Annotated in this window: 16 protein-coding genes and 2 tRNA genes; 1 reads left to right on the forward strand and 17 read right to left on the reverse strand. The window is 58.7% G+C overall.

Translation table 11 applies throughout. The features are described from left to right. Nucleotides 1-12 precede the first annotated feature (12 nt). The 10 genes from nusA to rlmE form a co-directional block, all read right to left on the reverse strand. Nucleotides 13-1,494 (reverse strand): transcription termination factor NusA, encoded by a 1,482-nt coding sequence (gene nusA / locus ACM6J5_RS28800; RefSeq protein ID WP_007900474.1) that lies wholly within the window; start codon nucleotides 1,492-1,494, stop codon nucleotides 13-15. Between the two features lie 59 nt (nucleotides 1,495-1,553). Next, the gene (rimP, locus tag ACM6J5_RS28805; protein WP_007973115.1) at nucleotides 1,554-2,012 is read right to left on the reverse strand and encodes a ribosome maturation factor RimP; all 459 of its coding nucleotides are present in this window, start codon (nucleotides 2,010-2,012) and stop codon (nucleotides 1,554-1,556) included. Between the two features lie 138 nt (nucleotides 2,013-2,150). Then, nucleotides 2,151-2,227 (reverse strand) — tRNA-Met (locus ACM6J5_RS28810). Between the two features lie 97 nt (nucleotides 2,228-2,324). Then, nucleotides 2,325-2,410, reverse strand: a tRNA-Leu gene (locus ACM6J5_RS28815). 22 nt (nucleotides 2,411-2,432) lie between these two features. After that, nucleotides 2,433-2,816, reverse strand: a complete 384-nt coding sequence (secG, locus tag ACM6J5_RS28820) for a preprotein translocase subunit SecG (protein ID WP_017336473.1) — start codon at nucleotides 2,814-2,816, stop codon at nucleotides 2,433-2,435. 4 nt (nucleotides 2,817-2,820) lie between these two features. Further along, on the reverse strand, nucleotides 2,821-3,576 hold the full coding sequence (gene tpiA, locus ACM6J5_RS28825; protein ID WP_046038710.1) for a triose-phosphate isomerase: 756 nt from the start codon (nucleotides 3,574-3,576) through the stop codon (nucleotides 2,821-2,823). A 66-nt stretch (nucleotides 3,577-3,642) separates the two neighbouring features. After that, a complete protein-coding gene (glmM, locus tag ACM6J5_RS28830; RefSeq protein ID WP_095942400.1) occupies nucleotides 3,643-4,980 on the reverse strand; it encodes a phosphoglucosamine mutase in 1,338 nt (445 codons plus the stop codon). Between the two features lie 16 nt (nucleotides 4,981-4,996). After that, nucleotides 4,997-5,848, reverse strand: coding sequence for a dihydropteroate synthase (gene folP, locus ACM6J5_RS28835; protein ID WP_414929786.1), 852 nt, complete (start codon nucleotides 5,846-5,848; stop codon nucleotides 4,997-4,999). 8 nt (nucleotides 5,849-5,856) lie between these two features. Continuing rightward, entirely contained in the window at nucleotides 5,857-7,767 is a 1,911-nt protein-coding gene (gene ftsH / locus ACM6J5_RS28840; RefSeq protein WP_095942402.1) for an ATP-dependent zinc metalloprotease FtsH, read from the reverse strand. A gap of 199 nt (nucleotides 7,768-7,966) precedes the next feature. Beyond that, nucleotides 7,967-8,599: a 23S rRNA (uridine(2552)-2'-O)-methyltransferase RlmE gene (gene rlmE / locus ACM6J5_RS28845; RefSeq protein WP_150672216.1), complete on the reverse strand. Its 633-nt coding sequence runs from the start codon at nucleotides 8,597-8,599 to the stop codon at nucleotides 7,967-7,969. A gap of 105 nt (nucleotides 8,600-8,704) precedes the next feature. Between rlmE and ACM6J5_RS28850 the strand changes: the two genes are divergently transcribed. Continuing rightward, the gene (locus tag ACM6J5_RS28850; protein ID WP_007942889.1) at nucleotides 8,705-9,013 is read left to right on the forward strand and encodes a YhbY family RNA-binding protein; all 309 of its coding nucleotides are present in this window, start codon (nucleotides 8,705-8,707) and stop codon (nucleotides 9,011-9,013) included. A gap of 9 nt (nucleotides 9,014-9,022) precedes the next feature. Here ACM6J5_RS28850 and ACM6J5_RS28855 read toward each other — a convergent pair whose 3' ends face one another. The 7 genes from ACM6J5_RS28855 to dnaK all read right to left on the reverse strand — a co-directional run bounded on the left by ACM6J5_RS28855 (nucleotide 9,023) and on the right by dnaK (nucleotide 18,819). Further along, on the reverse strand, nucleotides 9,023-9,427 hold the full coding sequence (locus ACM6J5_RS28855) for an MFS transporter (protein WP_095942404.1): 405 nt from the start codon (nucleotides 9,425-9,427) through the stop codon (nucleotides 9,023-9,025). A gap of 28 nt (nucleotides 9,428-9,455) precedes the next feature. After that, complete coding sequence (gene greA / locus ACM6J5_RS28860; RefSeq protein ID WP_034148383.1) at nucleotides 9,456-9,932, reverse strand: transcription elongation factor GreA; 477 nt, start codon at nucleotides 9,930-9,932, stop codon at nucleotides 9,456-9,458. Between the two features lie 2 nt (nucleotides 9,933-9,934). Then, nucleotides 9,935-13,156 carry a carbamoyl-phosphate synthase large subunit gene (gene carB / locus ACM6J5_RS28865; RefSeq protein ID WP_414929787.1) on the reverse strand — a complete coding sequence of 1,074 codons (3,222 nt, stop codon included), beginning with the start codon at nucleotides 13,154-13,156 and terminating at the stop codon, nucleotides 9,935-9,937. 117 nt (nucleotides 13,157-13,273) lie between these two features. Beyond that, complete coding sequence (carA, locus tag ACM6J5_RS28870) at nucleotides 13,274-14,410, reverse strand: glutamine-hydrolyzing carbamoyl-phosphate synthase small subunit (protein WP_046038697.1); 1,137 nt, start codon at nucleotides 14,408-14,410, stop codon at nucleotides 13,274-13,276. A 259-nt stretch (nucleotides 14,411-14,669) separates the two neighbouring features. Then, complete coding sequence (gene dapB, locus ACM6J5_RS28875; RefSeq protein WP_414929788.1) at nucleotides 14,670-15,473, reverse strand: 4-hydroxy-tetrahydrodipicolinate reductase; 804 nt, start codon at nucleotides 15,471-15,473, stop codon at nucleotides 14,670-14,672. Between the two features lie 10 nt (nucleotides 15,474-15,483). Further along, the gene (dnaJ, locus tag ACM6J5_RS28880) at nucleotides 15,484-16,608 is read right to left on the reverse strand and encodes a molecular chaperone DnaJ (protein ID WP_057716482.1); all 1,125 of its coding nucleotides are present in this window, start codon (nucleotides 16,606-16,608) and stop codon (nucleotides 15,484-15,486) included. Nucleotides 16,609-16,902: 294 nt separating this feature from the next. Next, a complete protein-coding gene (gene dnaK / locus ACM6J5_RS28885) occupies nucleotides 16,903-18,819 on the reverse strand; it encodes a molecular chaperone DnaK (protein WP_007973133.1) in 1,917 nt (638 codons plus the stop codon). Between the last annotated feature and the right edge of the window lie 10 nt (nucleotides 18,820-18,829).

Genomic DNA, 18,829 nt, shown 5'->3' on the forward strand with positions numbered 1-18,829 from the left:
GGCCGCGCCTAATTACTCGAACCAGTGGGCTCGGGCGGCCATGATCAACTTGCCGGCACGATCATCGTCAATGCCGTCGATGTCGAGCAGGTCGTCAATAGACTGCTCGGCCAGGTCTTCGCGGGTAATTACGCCGCGCACCGCCAGTTCCATCGCCAAATCCTTGTCCATACCCTCAAGCGAGAGCAGGTCTTCGGCCGGATGGGCGTCTGCCAGCTTTTCCTCAGTAGCGATGGCTTTGGTCAACAAACGATCCTTGGCACGAGCGCGAAGCTCGTTGACGGTTTCTTCGTCAAAGCCGTCGATGTTGAGCATTTCTTCCAACGGTACGTAGGCAATCTCTTCCAGGCTGGTGAAGCCTTCATCTACCAGCACCTGTGCCAGGTCTTCGTCGACTTCCAGCTCGTCGATGAAGTTGCGCAGGATGTCGCCGGTTTCTGCTTGCTGCTTAGCCTGGATGTCCGATTCGGTCATCACGTTCAGGGTCCAGCCAGTCAACTGGCTAGCCAGACGCACGTTCTGACCACCGCGACCGATGGCCTGAGCCAGATTGTCTGCGCCAACGGCGATGTCCATTGCGTGGGCATCTTCGTCAACGATAATTGCCGCAACCTCGGCCGGGGACATGGCGTTGATCACGAATTGAGCCGGGTTGTCGTCCCACAGAACGATGTCAACACGCTCACCGCCCAACTCACCCGACACTGCCTGGACGCGCGAACCGCGCATACCGATGCAAGCGCCCTGCGGGTCGATGCGTTTGTCCTTGGAGCGAACGGCGATCTTGGCACGCGAACCCGGATCACGGGACGCAGCCATCACTTCGATCAGGCCTTCGGCAATTTCCGGCACTTCGATGCGGAACAACTCGATCAGCATTTCCGGCGCGGTACGCGACAGGATCAGCTGCGGGCCGCGGTTCTCGGTGCGGATTTCCTTGAGCAGCGCACGCAGACGCACGCCAACCCGGAAAGTTTCGCGAGAAATGATGTCTTCACGGGCCAGCAACGCTTCAGCGTTGTTGCCCAGATCAACGATCACGTTGTCGCGGGTGACTTTTTTCACGGTGCCGGAGATGATTTCACCCAGGCGTTCGCGGTAAGCGTCAACAACCTGAGCGCGCTCGGCTTCGCGAACTTTCTGCACAATGACTTGCTTGGCAGTCTGTGCAGCGATACGGCCGAATTCGATGGACTCGATCTTCTCTTCTACGACGTCACCGACCTTGGCGCCAGGATGCGTTTCGGCAACCTTGCTCGGCCAGGTTTCGATGGCCGGATCGTCCAGGTCTGCTTCTTCGACGACCGTCCAGCGACGGAATGTCTCGTAAGCACCGGTGTGGCGATTGATTTCCACACGCAGATCAACTTCGTCTTCGAAACGCTTTTTGGTAGCAGTGGCCAGGGCCAGCTCCAGCGCTTCAAAAATCACGTTTGCCGGTACGCCCTTTTCATTGGATACCGACTCAACAACCAGCAGTACTTCTTTGCTCATCGTACGCCTCGCCTTTCGCAAGCCATTGGATCCGCGGGATCCGCAGTATCTGGCACGCCTCAGTCAAAACTGGGAATAATGTTGGCCTTGTCGATCATATCGATCGGCAACAGGAACTCATGGTCTTCTACCTGCACCACGACATCCTGCTCTTCTACGCCGCGCAGAAGGCCCTGAAAGTTGCGTCGTCCTTCAAAAGGCGAGCGCAGCTTGATCTTCACTTGTTCACCGGCAAATTTTGCAAACTGCTCAAGAGTGAACAGAGGGCGTTCCATGCCAGGCGAGGAAACTTCAAGGGTGTACTCAACGGAGATTGGATCTTCAACATCCAGCACACCGCTGATCTGGCGGCTGACGATGGCGCAATCGTCCACCAGCACGCCGCCTTCTTTATCGATATAAACGCGCAACATCGAGTGACGACCCTGAGCCGAAAACTCGATACCCCAGCATTCATAGCCTAGGGCCACGACCACCGGGGCCAGCAAGGCCTGCAACTCTTCTAGCTTGCTCGACACCTGAACCCCCTAGTGCATGTATGTGCATGCTATGCAAAATAAAAAAATGGGCGAAACGCCCATCCTTGAAACGCCGTCGAACAGCGGCGTTGAAAGTGTCCAGCTAACAAAAAGCCCCTTAAAAGGGGCTCCTTAAACTGGTTGCGGGGGCCGGATTTGAACCGACGACCTTCGGGTTATGAGCCCGACGAGCTACCAGACTGCTCCACCCCGCGACAAAGCTGGGGCGGAAGTATACGACCGATCCCCTACAGGGTCAATGTAACCTTCCACCTGCAAGAAAGCCCGCAACAGCGGGCTCTCCTGACTAATTGGTACCGAGAAGGGGACTCGAACCCCTACACCCTATGGGCACAACCACCTCAAGGTTGCGTGTCTACCAATTCCACCACCTCGGCAATACTACGTTTGAAACCCTTCTTACTTCTGCTCTTGAGCTGGAGGCACGTCAGTCGCTGGAGTAGCCGACTTTTGCTCTTGAAGCACCGGGACATCATCAGAAGCCGGTTGTTGCTTTGGAACTTCCAGTACCGCTGGATTTGGGAGACCTACTTGAGTCAGCTGGTGAGCCTTCTCTTTAGCAAAGTAACCTAACCCCAAGCTGGTTATGAAAAAACCTGCGGCAAGTATAGCAGTAAACTTACTAAGAAAGGTAGAGGAACCTTGGCTTCCGAACACAGTATTTGAAGCACCTGCTCCGAAAGACGCGCCAGCATCCGCACCTTTACCCTGCTGCAGCAAAACCAGAGCCACTACGCCCAATGCACCCAGCAGATGAAAAACGACTACGACTGTTTCCAGCATTTTTTCAGTTTCCCGCGGCGCGACAGATCGCACCGAACTCATCTGCATTCAGGGAAGCCCCACCAATGAGACCCCCATCGATATCCGGCATGCCGAACAGTTCGACCGCATTGGCCGCCTTCACGCTGCCGCCGTATAGAAGCCGCACACCTTGTGCGACTTCAGAATTCTCTGCCGCCAACTGGGCGCGAATGGCTGCGTGCACATCCTGCGCTTGTTGCGGCGTTGCAGTCAGCCCGGTACCAATGGCCCAGACCGGCTCGTAAGCGATCACTGCCTTGGCAAAGGCACCGACACCCAGCTCCTCGATGATACTGCCCAGCTGACGCGAGACAACCTCAAGAGTTTTTCCGGCTTCACGCTGCTCAAGGGTTTCCCCTATGCACAACACCGGAATCAAGCCACATGCCTGCGCCGCTGCGAACTTGCGGATCAGCACTGCGTCCTGCTCGCCCATGATCTGGCGGCGCTCGGAGTGCCCGACAAGCACCAGGGAACAACCTGCATCCACCAACTGACTCGGCGCAACCTCACCGGTCAACGCACCTTGTCCGGATTCCACCGCAGAATTCTGCGCGCCGACCGAAATCGACTTTCCTTCCAGGCCATCAATCACTTGATTGATATGCAGGAAAGGCGGGAATACCGCGACATCAACACTGCTCGGCAAGGCCAAGTCACGAAGGCCGTTGATCAGCTCAGCGACGCTGGCGCGGGTACCGTGCATCTTCCAGTTACCAGCTACCATAGGGCGACGCATGCTGTACCTCGTCGGTCAAAGTGGGCGCAGATGTTACCCAACACAATCATGGCTGGCAAGCCGAATTCAGGCAGAAACTTCAGTAACCAGTTTTGCCAGCTCTTCGGCATAGCCGCGAACCTGCGTTTCGTCTTCGCCTTCGACCATCACACGCACCAGTGGTTCGGTTCCGGACTTGCGCAACAGCACACGCCCCCGACCGGCCATGGCCTTGGTCACACGCTCACTGGCCTCCTTGACCGACGGATGATCAAGAGGACTTGCGCCGCCACCGAATCGCACATTGATCAACACCTGAGGGCACTTGCGTAGCGCCTGCCGGGATTGCGCCAGACCATCGCCACGCGATTGCAGCGCCATCAACACCTGCAGCGCCGCAATGATTGCATCACCCGTGGTGGTGTGACTGAAGCATACGATGTGCCCGGAGTTTTCACCCCCCACGATCCAGTTGCGCTCCAGCAGCTCGGCAATGACATAGCGATCGCCGACGTTGGCACGCACCAATGGAATGCCCAGGTCCGCCAGGGCCAGTTCCAGCCCCAGGTTACTCATCAGGGTTCCGACCACACCGCCCTGCAGCCTGTCGCGCTCATGCAGATCACGGGCAATGATGAACAGCAATTCGTCACCATCCACCACCGCACCGGTGTGATCGACCATCTGAACGCGGTCACCGTCACCATCGAAGGCAATACCCAGATCGGCCTGCTCGGCCACAACGGCAGCCTGCAGCGCCCCCATATGGGTCGAACCGCAATTGTCGTTGATGTTCAAACCATTCGGCTGCGCCGACAGCACGACGACTTCAGCGCCCAACTCGCGAAACACACTCGGTGCCACTTTGTAGGTCGCACCGTGAGCGCAATCGATGACGATTTTCAGGCCCGAGAAGCTGGTGCCGGTCGGCACGCTGCTCTTGCAGAATTCGATATAGCGTCCCGACGCATCATTGATTCGCGAGACCTTGCCGATCTTGCTCGACTCCACCACGGTCATTGGCGTATCGAGCAACTCTTCAATCATCAGTTCGACTTCATCCGGGAGCTTGGTGCCCTTACCGGAGAAGAACTTGATGCCGTTGTCATCATGGGGATTGTGCGACGCACTGATCACGATGCCAGCCTCGGCATGGAAAGTGCGCGTCAGATAGGCGATAGCCGGAGTCGGCATCGGCCCCAGCAGCATCACATCGGCACCTGCCGACGTCAGGCCCGCCTCGAGCGCCGACTCAAACATGTAGCCGGAAATTCGGGTGTCCTTGCCGACCAGCACCTTGCAGGCGCCCATCTTGCGAAAAGCCATGCCAGCAGCCCAGCCGAGCTTGAGCATGAAATCAGGAGTAATCGGGTATTGACCCACCCGACCACGAATACCGTCGGTACCAAAATATTTCCTAGTCATAAATGCTCCATGATTCTTATTCGGCTGATTCCACTGCGGCGATCATTCTCACCACATCCACTGTTTCGGCCACGTCATGGACGCGCAAAATACGCGCGCCCTTCTGCACAGCCAGGGCCGCGAGAGCAAGACCGCCATACAAGCGCTCTCCGACCGGCCGGTTCAAGGCCTGACCTATCATGCTCTTGCGCGAAACGCCCACCAGAAGTGGCCGCCCAAAGGCATGCAGGGCTTCCATATGCTTGAACAAGCTTAGATTGTGCTGCAAGGTTTTGGCGAAGCCAAAGCCGGGGTCAAGAATGACCCGCTCAGCCGGAATGCCCACCAAAGAACACTGATGCAGGCGCTCAGCGAGAAACTCGCCGACTTCCCTTGTGACATCCTGATACTGCGGATTGTCCTGCATATCGCCCGGCTCGCCCAGCATATGCATCAGGCAGACCGGCAGACCGGTGGCCGCTGCTGCATCCAGGGCACCATCGCGACGCAACGAACGCACGTCATTGATCAACCCGGCACCCAGGCGCGCGGCTTCTCGCATGACGGCTGGCGTTGAGGTGTCGACCGATATGATCACATCCAGCTCGCGGCTGATGCGCTCGATGATGGGAGCTACGCGCTCCAGCTCTTCGAGTGGCGATACGACCCTGGCTCCGGGGCGGGTGGATTCTCCACCGACATCGATCAGCGTCGCGCCGGCCGCCACCATGGCTTCGGCGTGGCGCATGGCCGCGTCGAGCTGGCTGTATTGGCCACCATCGGAGAAAGAATCAGGGGTGACATTGAGAATACCCATGACATGCGTCTGGGCCAAATCAAGAACCCGGTTGCCGCAAGGCAACCGGGTCGAGGACTGAACAGAAGTCATTTCAAACCTTATACGTCAGCAGCAGGACCGCCGATCGGTGTTTCCGGACGCTCATCCTGCACCACCGGCGGAGTACCGGAAGTACCCGTGCCACCCGACCAGTCACGAGGCTCGCGAGGCGGACGACCGGCCATGATGTCGTCAATCTGCTCGGCATCGATCGTTTCGTACTTCATCAAGGCATCAGCCATCGCATCGAGCTTGTCACGATTGTCCGTGAGAATCTGCTTCGCCGTGCCATAGCACTGATCGATGATGCTGCGTACTTCGGAGTCGATCAGCTTGGCTGTCTCACCAGAGAAGCTTGCACCCTGACCGCCACCGCCGCGACCGAGGAACACTTCACCCTCTTCTTCGGCATACATCAACGGACCGAGCTTTTCCGAAAGACCCCACTTGGTCACCATGTTCCGCGCAATCTGGCTGGCGCGCATGATGTCGTTGGAGGCACCGGTGGTCACGCCATCGAAGCCCAGGGTCATTTCTTCAGCGATACGACCGCCGTACAGCGAGCAGATCTGGCTGATCAACGCACGCTTGGACAGGCTGTAACGATCTTCTTCCGGCAGGAACATGGTCACACCCAGCGCACGACCGCGCGGGATGATCGACACCTTGTACACCGGATCATGCTCCGGCACGACACGCCCCACGATGGCGTGGCCCGCTTCGTGATAAGCCGTGTTCTGCTTTTCTTTCTCGGACATGACCATGGATTTTCGCTCGGCGCCCATCATGATCTTGTCTTTCGCCAGTTCGAACTCTTTCATCTCGACGATGCGCTTGCCGGCACGGGCAGCGAACAACGATGCCTCGTTCACCAGGTTGGCCAGGTCAGCACCGGAGAAGCCTGGAGTACCACGAGCGATCACGGCCGGAGCAACGTCGTCGCCCATCGGCACTTTGCGCATGTGAACCTTGAGAATCTGTTCGCGACCACGGATGTCCGGCAGACCGACCACTACCTGGCGGTCGAAACGGCCCGGACGCAGCAGCGCAGGGTCCAGTACATCAGGACGGTTGGTCGCGGCAATCACGATGATGCCGTCATTCATTTCGAAGCCGTCCATCTCGACCAGCAACTGGTTGAGCGTCTGCTCGCGTTCGTCGTGACCGCCACCCATGCCGGCGCCACGATGGCGACCGACCGCATCGATTTCGTCGATGAAGATGATGCACGGAGCGTGTTTCTTGGCCTGTTCGAACATGTCGCGAACACGGCTGGCACCGACACCGACGAACATTTCGACAAAGTCGGAACCGGAAATGGTGAAGAATGGCACTTTGGCTTCGCCGGCGATGGCCTTGGCGAGCAAGGTCTTACCGGTACCCGGAGGACCGACCATCAGCACACCGCGAGGAATGCGACCACCCAGGCGCTGGAACTTGCCCGGATCGCGCAGGAATTCGACCAGTTCACCGACTTCTTCCTTGGCTTCGTCGCAACCGGCAACGTCAGCCAGGGTCGTTTTCACCTGATCTTCCGAGAGCAGGCGCGCCTTGCTTTTACCGAAGCTCATCGGCCCGCCCTTGCCACCGGCACCGCCCTGCATCTGGCGCATGAAGAACATGAACACGGCGATGATCACGAGGATAGGGAAGCTGGCGACCAGAAGCTGAGTCCAGATGGATTGCTGTTCAGGCTGCTTGCCTTCGACCACGACGTGGTTATCCACCAGGTCGCCGATCAGGCCGTTGTCCTGGATCGCGGGACGGATGGTCTTGAAGCTGTCGCCATCGTTGCGCTTGCCTGTAATCACGTAGCCATCAACCGCCACGCGCTCGACCTTGCCATCCTTGACCTGCTGGATGAAGTCGGAATAGTTGAGGGTCTGCGGCTCGTTAGGGCTGGAGAAGTTGTTCATCACCGTCACCAGGACAGCCGCGATGATCAACCACAGGATCAGATTCTTTGCCATATCGTTCAATTAACTACCCTCTGAAGCAAGCTCCGCTACTGACGCGCGCTTCGCATGATATTCACCGGCCTAACTTACTACATTACCTACAACTTGGCAGGCGCCGTCTGTAACCCTTTGTGAAACACTTCCTACACAATATTCGCTAATTCTGACAAGGCGTAATACAAAAAACCTATCACCCTGATCGAAAATTCACTCAACCCTCACTGCGTCCGCGGAAACCGCGACCCAGCAGGTACTGTTCGCGAGAACGGTCGCGCGATGAGGTCGGCTTGCGCATCTGCACCTTCTCGAACTGCTGGCGAACGCTCTTGTGGAACTCGTCGAAGCCTTCGCCCTGGAAGATCTTGATCAAAAAATCACCACCGGGCTTGAGCACCCGAGTCGAAAGATCCAGTGCCAACTCGCACAGGAACATCGCTCGCGGCATGTCCACGGCCGGTAATCCACTCATATTGGGGGCCATGTCGGAAATCACAAGGTCTACTTCCTTATTTCCGACGGCATCGAGGATCTGGGCCAGTACGGCATCCTCGGTAAAGTCGCCCTGAATGAAGGTGACGTCCGGGATGCTGTCCATTTCCAGAATGTCAGAAGCGATCAGTGTGCCCTGCCCACCAATCAGACGACTGGTCACCTGGGACCAACCACCCGGGGCCGCACCAAGGTCGATTACGCTCATGCCCGGGCGGATCAGACGATCCTTTTCCTGGATCTCCAGCAGTTTGTAGCTGGCGCGGGAACGGTACCCGTCTTTTTGCGCCATTTTGACGAATGGGTCGTTGAAATGTTCTTGCAGCCATTTAAGACTTGTCTTGGAACGGGCCACGGGCCACCTCGAAAATAAAACGGGTCGTGATTAACTGGGCGGTCCCGGACTCGCTCGGGTAAACTGGCCGCCGCTTTTTACAAGATCAGACGCAGGGGTCAGATTATGCCGCTCACTCAAGAGCAGAAGAAACAGTACAAATCCATTGGCCACCATCTGAAACCGGTTTTGATTGTGGCAGACAATGGTTTGACTGAAGGTGTGTTAGCCGAACTCGAACGCGCATTGGCGGATCACGAGCTGATCAAGATCAAGCTCAACATCCTCGATCGCGAATCGCGCCTGGCGTCCATTGCAGAGCTCTGCAAGGTCGGCAAAGCGGATCTGGTCCAGGTCATCGGCAAGATGGCACTGATCTACCGCAAGAACTTCAGCGTCAACAAGCAGCTGTCGAACGTCCATCGCTTCAAGTGATGGCAAGGGTCAAGGGTGTGCTTCGCGCACCCTGCCACTCCACCCCGGCATCGGCTGCAACACCAGCACCAGCCCGGAAAAGCCCAAGACAAGATAGCTGAACACCTGCCAACGATCGGCATCCGGCCAGCCGAAACGCACCGCGAAGTACATCGCGCACGCACACAGCGACATCAACAGCAGCTGCCCGCGAATATCCCGCCATAGACTGGCAAGGCCCTCGGCCTTAACCAGCACCAAAGCCTGAAAAATCACACACGCCGTAGCGAATCCCGTTACCAGCGTATTGAGCATGCCTGCGATTTCGTCGATCAGCAGCGGCGCCAGGCCAATTCGCCCCAGCACCGGCAGCAGACCGATTTGCAACAGCCACAGGCCGCCGACCCACAACATCTGGGTCAGTTGCCAAAGCATGGCGCCCGCACGAAGCGGGCGCCAACCTTCAGATGTGACGAACTTCGACAATCTCGTACTCGATAACGCCGCCAGGCGTTTTCACGGCGACCACATCACCCTCTTCCTTGGCAATCAAGGCGCGGGCCAGTGGCGAACCCACCGAAATCTTGCCGAGTTTGAAGTCAGCCTCATCCTCACCCACGATGTGGTAAGTGACGCGCTCATCCGTCTCGACGTTGGCGATTTCAACGGTGGTGCCGAAAATCACTTTGCCGGTGTGCGGAATGGTCGTGACATCAATGATGACCTGATTCTGAATTCGGCCTTCGATATCACGGATCCGCGCCTCGACCATACCCTGCTGCTCACGGGCAGCGTGGTATTCGGCGTTTTCCTTCAAGTCACCCAACTCGCGGGCCGTACCGATGTCCTGGCTGAGCTTCGGACGAACGACCTTGGTCAGGTGAGTGTGTTCTTCTTCCAGGGCGCGAGCGCCCTGAACGGTCATTGGGTACTTCGTTATGCTCATGCCTTCAATCCTGCGTGTAGATCCTGCAAGCGACGCACGGTCTTCTCGGGACCGAACTTCAGCGCTTCACAGATGGCTTCGCCAGCAGCAATGGTGGTGGTGCAGTAAATCTTGTGCTGCAGGGCATTACGACGAATGGAGTACGAATCAGCAATCGACTGACGACCTTCGGTGGTGTTGATGATCAGGGTGACTTCGTCATTCTTGATCATGTCGACCACGTGCGGACGACCCTCGGTCACCTTGTTCACACGGCGCACTTTCAGGCCTGCAGCCTCGATCAGCCTGGCAGTACCGGCAGTGGCGACCACTTCGAAGCCCAAGTTGATCAGATCACGGGCCACGCCCGCAACCAGCGGCTTGTCGTCGTCACGCACGCTGATGAACGCAGTACCGCCGGTCGGCAGCACTTCGCTCGCGCCCATCTGGGCCTTGGCGAACGCTTCACCGAAGGTGTCGCCCACGCCCATCACTTCACCGGTGGACTTCATCTCAGGGCCGAGGATCGGGTCAACGCCAGGGAATTTGGCGAACGGGAACACCGCCTCTTTCACGCTGTAGAAGTTTGGAATGATTTCCTTGGTGAAGCCGATTTCCTTCAAGGTCTTACCGGCCATGACGCGAGCCGCGATCATTGCCAGGGAAACACCGATGCACTTGGACACGAACGGCACAGTGCGGGAAGCGCGCGGGTTGACTTCGATGACGTAGATGTCGTCGCCTTGCAGCGCCAACTGTACGTTCATCAGGCCGATCACGCCGAGCTCCAGGGCCATTTTCTTGACCTGTTCGCGCATCTCGTCCTGGATGTGCGCCGGCAGCGAGTACGGCGGCAGCGAGCACGCGGAGTCACCGGAGTGAACACCAGCCTGCTCGATGTGCTGCATGATCGCGCCGATTACCACGTCCTTGCCGTCGCAGACCGCATCCACGTCCATTTCGATGGCGCAGTTGAGGAAGTGGTCCAGCAGCACCGGGCTGTCGTTGGACACTTGAACCGCTTCACGCAGGTAGCGCTTGAGCTCTTCTTCTTCGTAGACGATTTCCATCGCGCGGCCGCCCAGTACATAGGACGGGCGCACCACCAGCGGGTAACCGATCTTGCTGGCGGCACGAATGGCTTCGTCTTCACTGCGCACGGTGGCGTTTGGCGGCTGACGCAGGTTCAGGCGCTGGACCATCTGCTGGAAACGCTCACGGTCTTCGGCACGGTCGATGGCGTCAGGACTGGTGCCGATGATCGGCACGCCAGCTGCTTCCAGGGCACGCGCCAGTTTCAGCGGAGTCTGGCCGCCGTACTGGACGATCACGCCTTTTGGCTTCTCGACGCGGACGATTTCCAGCACGTCTTCCAGGGTCACTGGTTCGAAGTACAGGCGATCGGAAGTGTCGTAGTCGGTGGAAACGGTTTCCGGGTTGCAGTTGACCATGATGGTCTCGTAGCCGTCATCACGCAGAGCCAGTGCCGCGTGTACGCAGCAGTAGTCGAACTCGATGCCCTGGCCGATACGGTTAGGACCGCCACCCAGGATCATGATCTTGTCGCGACCCGACGGCGCCGCTTCGCACTCTTCCTCGTACGTCGAGTAGAGGTAGGCAGTATCGGTGGCGAACTCGGCGGCGCAGGTGTCGACGCGCTTGTAGACCGGGAAGATTTCCAGCTTGTGACGGTGAGCGCGCAGGCTCTTCTCGGTCACACCCAGCAACTTGGCCAGGCGCATATCGGAGAAACCTTTGCGCTTGAGGCGGAACATCAGATCGCGGTCGATGCTGGTCAGGCCCAGGGTCTTGACCTTCTCTTCTTCCTTGATCAGGTCTTCCATCTGCACCAGGAACCAAGGGTCGATCATGGTCATGCCGAAGATGTCTTCGACGGTCATGCCGGCGCGCATCGCGTCCGCCACGTACCAGATACGCTCGGCGCCCGGCACGGTCAGCTCGCGCTTGAGTACGCTCATGCTTTCCGGGTTGGCCAGATCAACCTTCTCGTCCAGACCGCAAACGCCCACTTCCAGACCGCGCAGGGCTTTCTGCAGGGATTCCTGGAAGGTACGGCCGATGGCCATGACTTCACCGACCGACTTCATTTGAGTGGTCAGGCGGGCGTCGGCTTTCGGGAATTTCTCGAAGGCAAAACGCGGCAACTTGGTGACGACGTAGTCGATGGACGGCTCGAAGGACGCCGGGGTCTTGCCGCCGGTGATGTCGTTCGACAGCTCGTCCAGGGTGTAACCCACAGCCAGCTTGGCCGCGACCTTGGCGATCGGGAAACCGGTGGCTTTCGAAGCCAGCGCCGAGGAACGCGATACTCGCGGGTTCATCTCGATCACGACCATGCGGCCGGTGTTCGGGCAGATGCCGAACTGAACGTTGGAACCGCCGGTTTCCACGCCGATCTCGCGCAGTACCGCCAGGGAGGCGTTACGCAGGATCTGGTATTCCTTGTCGGTCAGGGTCTGTGCCGGAGCCACGGTGATCGAGTCACCGGTGTGCACACCCATCGGGTCGAAGTTTTCGATGGAGCAGACGATGATGCAGTTGTCCTTCTTATCGCGGACAACCTCCATCTCGTATTCTTTCCAGCCGATCAGCGATTCGTCGATCAGCAGCTCTTTGGTCGGCGACAGGTCCAGACCACGGGCGCAGATTTCTTCGAACTCTTCACGGTTGTAAGCGATACCGCCACCGGTGCCGCCCATGGTGAAGGACGGACGGATGATGCACGGGAAGCCGAGCTTCTCGAGGACCGCATTGGCCTCTTCCATGCTGTGGGCGATACCGGAACGCGGGCACGCCAGGCCGATGGACTTCATCGCCTTGTCGAAACGCGAACGGTCTTCAGCCTTGTCGATGGTGTCGGCGTTGGCACCGATCATCTCTACGCCGAACTTCTCCAGAACGCCTTCGCGCTCCAGGTCCAGGGCGCAGTTCAGAGCGGTCTGGCCACCCATGGTCGGCAGCAGCGCGTCCGGACGCTCTTTTTCGATGATCTTGGCAACGGTCTGCCACTTGATCGGCTCGATGTAGGTGGCGTCGGCCATGGCCGGGTCGGTCATGATGGTGGCCGGGTTGGAGTTCACCAGGATGACGCGGTAACCCTCCTCGCGCAGGGCTTTACAGGCCTGGGCGCCGGAGTAGTCGAATTCGCAGGCCTGGCCGATCACGATCGGGCCAGCGCCGAGAATCAGGATGCTTTTAATGTCTGTACGTTTTGGCATGGGTTTGTCACTCAAATCCGCAGGTCAGTCGGCAAGCCGTCTTGTTCAATCTCTGAAGCCTTGAGGGGGCCGCCGGTACGGGGCCACCCTCAAGCTTTGCTACATCAGGGCGAGCGATCAGCGTCGCTTGGCCATCTCGGTGATGAAGCGATCGAACAATGGCGCTACGTCGTTCGGGCCAGGGCTGGCTTCCGGGTGACCCTGGAAGCTGAAGGCGCTCTTGTCGGTACGCTCGATACCTTGCAGGGTGCCGTCGAACAGCGATTTGTGGATCGCGCGAACGTTGGCCGGCAGGGTCGCTTCGTCTACGGCAAAACCGTGGTTCTGGCTGGTGATCATCACCACGCCGCTGTCCAGATCCTGGACGGGGTGGTTGGCACCGTGGTGGCCGTGACCCATTTTCAGGGTCTTGGCGCCGGAGGCCAGGGCCAGCAGCTGGTGACCGAGGCAGATACCAAAGACCGGGATCTCGGTTTCCAGCACGTCCTTGATCGCCTGGATCGCGTAGTCGCAAGGCTCCGGATCACCAGGGCCGTTGGACAGGAACACGCCGTCCGGCTTCAGCGCCAACACGTCGGCGGCAGGGGTTTGCGCGGGCACGACGGTCACGCGGCAACCGCGCTCGACCAGCATGCGCAGGATGTTCACCTTGACGCCGTAGTCGTAGGCAACCACGTGGTACGGCAGCTCGGAGGCTTCGATGGTCGCGTGGCTGTCGGTTTTCAGATCCCAGACAGTCGAGCGCCACTCGTAGCTTTCCTTGGTGCTGACGACTTTCGCCAGGTCCATGCCTTTCAGGCCAGGGAAACCCTGGGCGGCGGCGATGGCGGCAGCTTCGGAAATGTTGTCACCGGCCATGATACAGCCGTTCTGCGCGCCTTTTTCACGCAGGATGCGCGTCAGGCGGCGGGTGTCGATACCGGCGATGGCCACAACATTGTTGGCCTTCAGGTAGTCGGACAGGGACATCGTGTTACGCCAGTTGCTCGCCACCAGCGGCAGGTCACGGATGACCAGGCCGGCAGACCAGACGCGGTTGGACTCGGCGTCTTCCGGCGTGGTGCCGGTGTTGCCGATGTGCGGGTAAGTCAGGGTAACGATTTGTTGGGCGTAGGAAGGATCGGTAAGGATTTCCTGATAGCCGGTCATTGCGGTGTTGAACACCACCTCACCAACGGTTTGACCGTCGGCTCCAATGGCTTCGCCGCGAAAAATGCTGCCATCAGCAAGGGCGAGTATGGCTGGCTTAGTCAAGAAGACCTCCCGTAAATAAAGCCTGAAAGGGCGATCGCAGGTTGTAAAAAAGCGGAGTGACGTATGGACACGTCACCCCGCTTGTTCACTGAATTATTCTGCGCGCTTTTAGTGGACACACTAAAGCTGTAGCTTACAGAAAAAGGCTTTTTTGGTCTACCGCCAATGAGCCTTAAAGGCTGGAGAATGCGACAGGACGTCGCCTGGCGGAACAAAACCGGGCTCAAACGCGGTGCGCGAGCCCGATTTCGGGTGCATCTTAACGCAGATCGAGCACGTCTTGCATGTCGTAAAGGCCGGGCTCGCGCCCATCCAGCCACAAAGCAGCACGTACCGCGCCCTTGGCGAACGTCATGCGACTGGACGCCTTGTGAGTGATCTCGACACGCTCGCCTTCGGCGGCGAACAGCACGGTGTGATCACCGACGATGTCGCCAGCACGCACAGTGGCGAAACCGATGGTCTCGCGATCGCGAGCGCCGGTCTGACCCTCGCGGCCATACACCGCCACCTTCTTCAGATCACGCCCCAGCGCATCGGCAATTACCTCGCCCATGCGCACGGCAGTGCCGGACGGCGCATCGACTTTATGCCGATGGTGAGCTTCGGTGATTTCGATGTCGACATCGTCGCCCAAAACGCGAGCGGCCGTGTCGAGCAGCTTCAGGCAGAGGTTGACCCCGACACTGAAGTTGGCCGCGAAGACAATCGGAATGTCCTTGCCCGCTTCCGCCAGCAATTGCTTTTCTTCAACGCTGAAACCGGTGGTACCGATGATCATGGCCTTGCCGTGCTTGCGGCAGAAAGCCAGGTTCTTCAGGGTCACCGTCGGGTGCGTGAAGTCGATCAGCACGTCGAACTCGTCGACCACCCGATCCAGATCACCGGACAGGGGCACGCCGATACGACCCAGCGCAGCCAGCTCACCGGCATCCGCGCCGACCAGCGTGCTGTCGGGACGATCCACCGCCGCCGTCAAACCGGCACCCGGGGTTTGCTGCACCGCCTCAATCAGGGTCTTGCCCATGCGCCCGGCGGCGCCCATCACTGCAATACGTCGCATGCCTGTCTCCTTACAAATCGCCGAAGAAGCGCTTCACGCCTTCGAACCAACCGGTGGTTTTTGGCGAATGGCTGTTGTCATCCGCCAGCGAACTACGGAACTCCTCGAGCATTTCACGCTGGCGACGGCTCAGGTTGACCGGAGTCTCGACCGCCACACGGCACATCAGGTCACCGGCACCGCCGCCACGCACAGGCGCGACACCCTTGCCACGCACACGGAACTGCTTGCCGGTCTGGGTCCCCTCAGGGATCTTCAGCTTGACCCGACCATCGAGGGTCGGAATCTCCAGCTCGCCACCCAGCGCCGCATCGACGAAGCTGATCGGCACTTCGCAGAACAGATGCTTGCCATCGCGCTGGAAAATCGAGTGCTCGCGCACGTTGATCACCACGTACAGGTCGCCGGTAGGCCCACCTTGGGCACCCGCTTCGCCTTCGCCGGACAGACGAATGCGGTCACCGGTATCGACACCGGCCGGCACTTTCACCGACAGGGTCTTGTACTCTTCGACACGACCTTCGCCGTGGCAGGAGTCGCACGGATCGGAAATGATCTTGCCCTGGCCATGGCAGCGCGGGCAGGTTTGCTGCACCGAGAAGAAGCCTTGCTGCATGCGCACCTGGCCGATACCGCCGCACGTCGGGCAGGTCACCGGCGCGGAGCCTTTCTTGGCGCCGGAGCCGTCGCAAGGCTTGCAGTTGACCAGCGTCGGAACGCGGATATTCACGGTCGTACCGCGCACCGCCTCTTCGAGGTCCAGTTCCAGGGTGTAGCGCAAGTCACTGCCGCGCTGAGCGCCGCCACGGGAACCGCCGCGACCGCCACCGAAGAAGTCACTGAAGACATCACCAAAGATGTCGGAGAAGTTCTGACCGCCGAAACCGGCACCGCCACCACCCATGCTCGGATCGACACCGGCATGGCCGTACTGGTCGTACGCCGCGCGCTTGCTGGAGTCGGACAGCACTTCGTAGGCCTCGTTGGCCTCCTTGAACATCTCTTCCGACGCCTTGTCATCGGGATTACGGTCCGGGTGGTGCTTCATCGCCAGGCGACGGTAAGCCTTCTTCAGGTCCGCTTCGCTTGAGCCACGCTCAACACCCAACACTTCGTAATAGTCACGCTTTGCCATAAGTCTTCGCACTCTTGAGGACGTCCGACAAAACCCTCCTGAGTTTGCCGAACTCGTTGAGCCCCAATACAGGCCCGGACCCAACTCACGTCAATTCAACGATCCTGGTCTTTATTTCGATGGCACTTTCAGCTCGGAAAGCAGGAGCATTCCCGACCATGCCGACAACACGCGAACCGTGTCGCATGCTGTAAAAATTCGCGTATTCCAGATACGCCAACGCGGGAGCAAGCTCCCGCGCGGCGACATCCTACCAGTCACCGCCAGAAGGCAGTCAACCGGCCGACCAACAACTTACTTGTGGTCTTTGACTTCTTCGAACTCGGCATCGACAACGTCGTCAGCCTTCTCAGCCGATTCGCCCTGCGGTGCAGCGCCTTCAGCAGGCTGAGCCTGTTCGGCGTACATCTTCTGCGCCACTGGAGCGGAGACTTTCGACAGCTCTTCAACCTTGGCGTCGATAGCAGCCTTGTCGTCGCCTTTGACAGCGGCTTCCAGGGCAACTACGGCTGCTTCGATTGCCGTCTTCTCTTCGGCAGTCACTTTATCGCCAGCATCGGTAACCATTTTGCGCGTCGAGTGAACCAGTGCGTCGCCCTGGTTACGGGCAGCGGCCAGCTCTTCGAACTTGCGGTCTTCCTCGGCGTTCGCCTCGGCATCACGCACCATGCGCTCGATTTCTTCGTCGGACAGACCGGAGTTGGCCTTGATCACGATCGACTGAGTCTTGCCGGTAGCCTTGTCCTTCGCACCGACGTGCAGGATGCCGTTGGCGTCGATGTCGAAGGTCACTTCGATCTGCGGCACACCACGTGGAGCTGGTGGAATGTCGGCCAGGTCGAACTTGCCCAGGGACTTGTTCTGTGCGGCTTGCTTGCGCTCGCCTTGCAGCACGTGAATGGTCACGGCGCCCTGGTTGTCGTCGGCAGTCGAGAACACTTGCGATTTCTTGGTAGGAATCGTGGTGTTTTTCTCGATCAGCGCGGTCATCACGCCACCCATGGTTTCGATACCCAGGGTCAGCGGGCTGACGTCGAGCAGCAGAACGTCCTTCACGTCACCGGCCAGTACCGCACCCTGGATGGCAGCACCCATGGCAACCGCTTCGTCCGGGTTGACGTCTTTACGAGCTTCTTTACCGAAGAACTCGGTTACCAGCTTCTGAACCAGTGGCATACGGGTCTGACCGCCTACCAGGATCACATCGTTGATCGCGCCAACGTCGATACCGGCATCTTTCATTGCGATGCGGCAAGGTTCGATGGTGCGCTGAACCAGGTCTTCCACCAGCGCTTCGAGCTTGGCGCGGGAGATCTTCACGTTCAAGTGCTTGGGACCGGTGGCGTCTGCAGTGATGTACGGCAGGTTCACGTCGGTCGACTGGCTCGAGGACAGTTCGATCTTGGCTTTTTCAGCGGCTTCTTTCAGGCGCTGCATGGCCAGCGGGTCGCCCTTGAGGTTCATGCCGCTTTCTTTCTTGAATTCGTCGACGAGGTAGTCGATCAGACGAATGTCAAAGTCTTCACCGCCCAGGAACGTGTCACCGTTGGTGGCCAGCACTTCGAACTGGTGCTCGCCATCGACTTCAGCGATCTCGATCACGGAAACGTCGAAAGTACCACCGCCCAGGTCGTAAACGATCACGGTGTGATCGCCCTTGGCCTTGTCCATACCGTAAGCCAGAGCAGCTGCGGTTGGTTCGTTGATGATACGTTTTACGTCCAGGCCAGCGATGCGGCCGGCGTCTTTGGTGGCCTGACGCTGGCTGTCGTTGAAGTAGGCCGGAACGGTGATCACCGCTTCAGTCACGGTCTCGCCGAGGTAGTCTTCGGCGGTCTTCTTCATTTTCTTCAGGATTTCAGCCGAGATTTGTGGCGGTGCCATTTTCTGGCCGTTCACTTCAACCCAGGCGTCGCTGTTGTCAGCCTTGACGATCTTGTAAGGGACCATCTGAATGTCTTTCTGTACGACTTCTTCGTCGAAACGACGACCGATCAGACGCTTCACCGCGTACAGGGTGTTATGCGGATTGGTCACGGCCTGACGCTTGGCCGACTGGCCAACCAGGATTTCGCCATCGTTGGCGTAAGCGATGATCGACGGCGTAGTACGCGCGCCTTCAGCGTTTTCAATAACTTTTGCCTTGCCGTTTTCCAGCACGGAGACGCAGGAGTTGGTAGTCCCCAGGTCGATACCGATAATTTTGCCCATGTTCACTCTC

The organism is Pseudomonas sp. IT-P74, assembly GCF_949768175.1.
Classification (GTDB): domain Bacteria; phylum Pseudomonadota; class Gammaproteobacteria; order Pseudomonadales; family Pseudomonadaceae; genus Aquipseudomonas.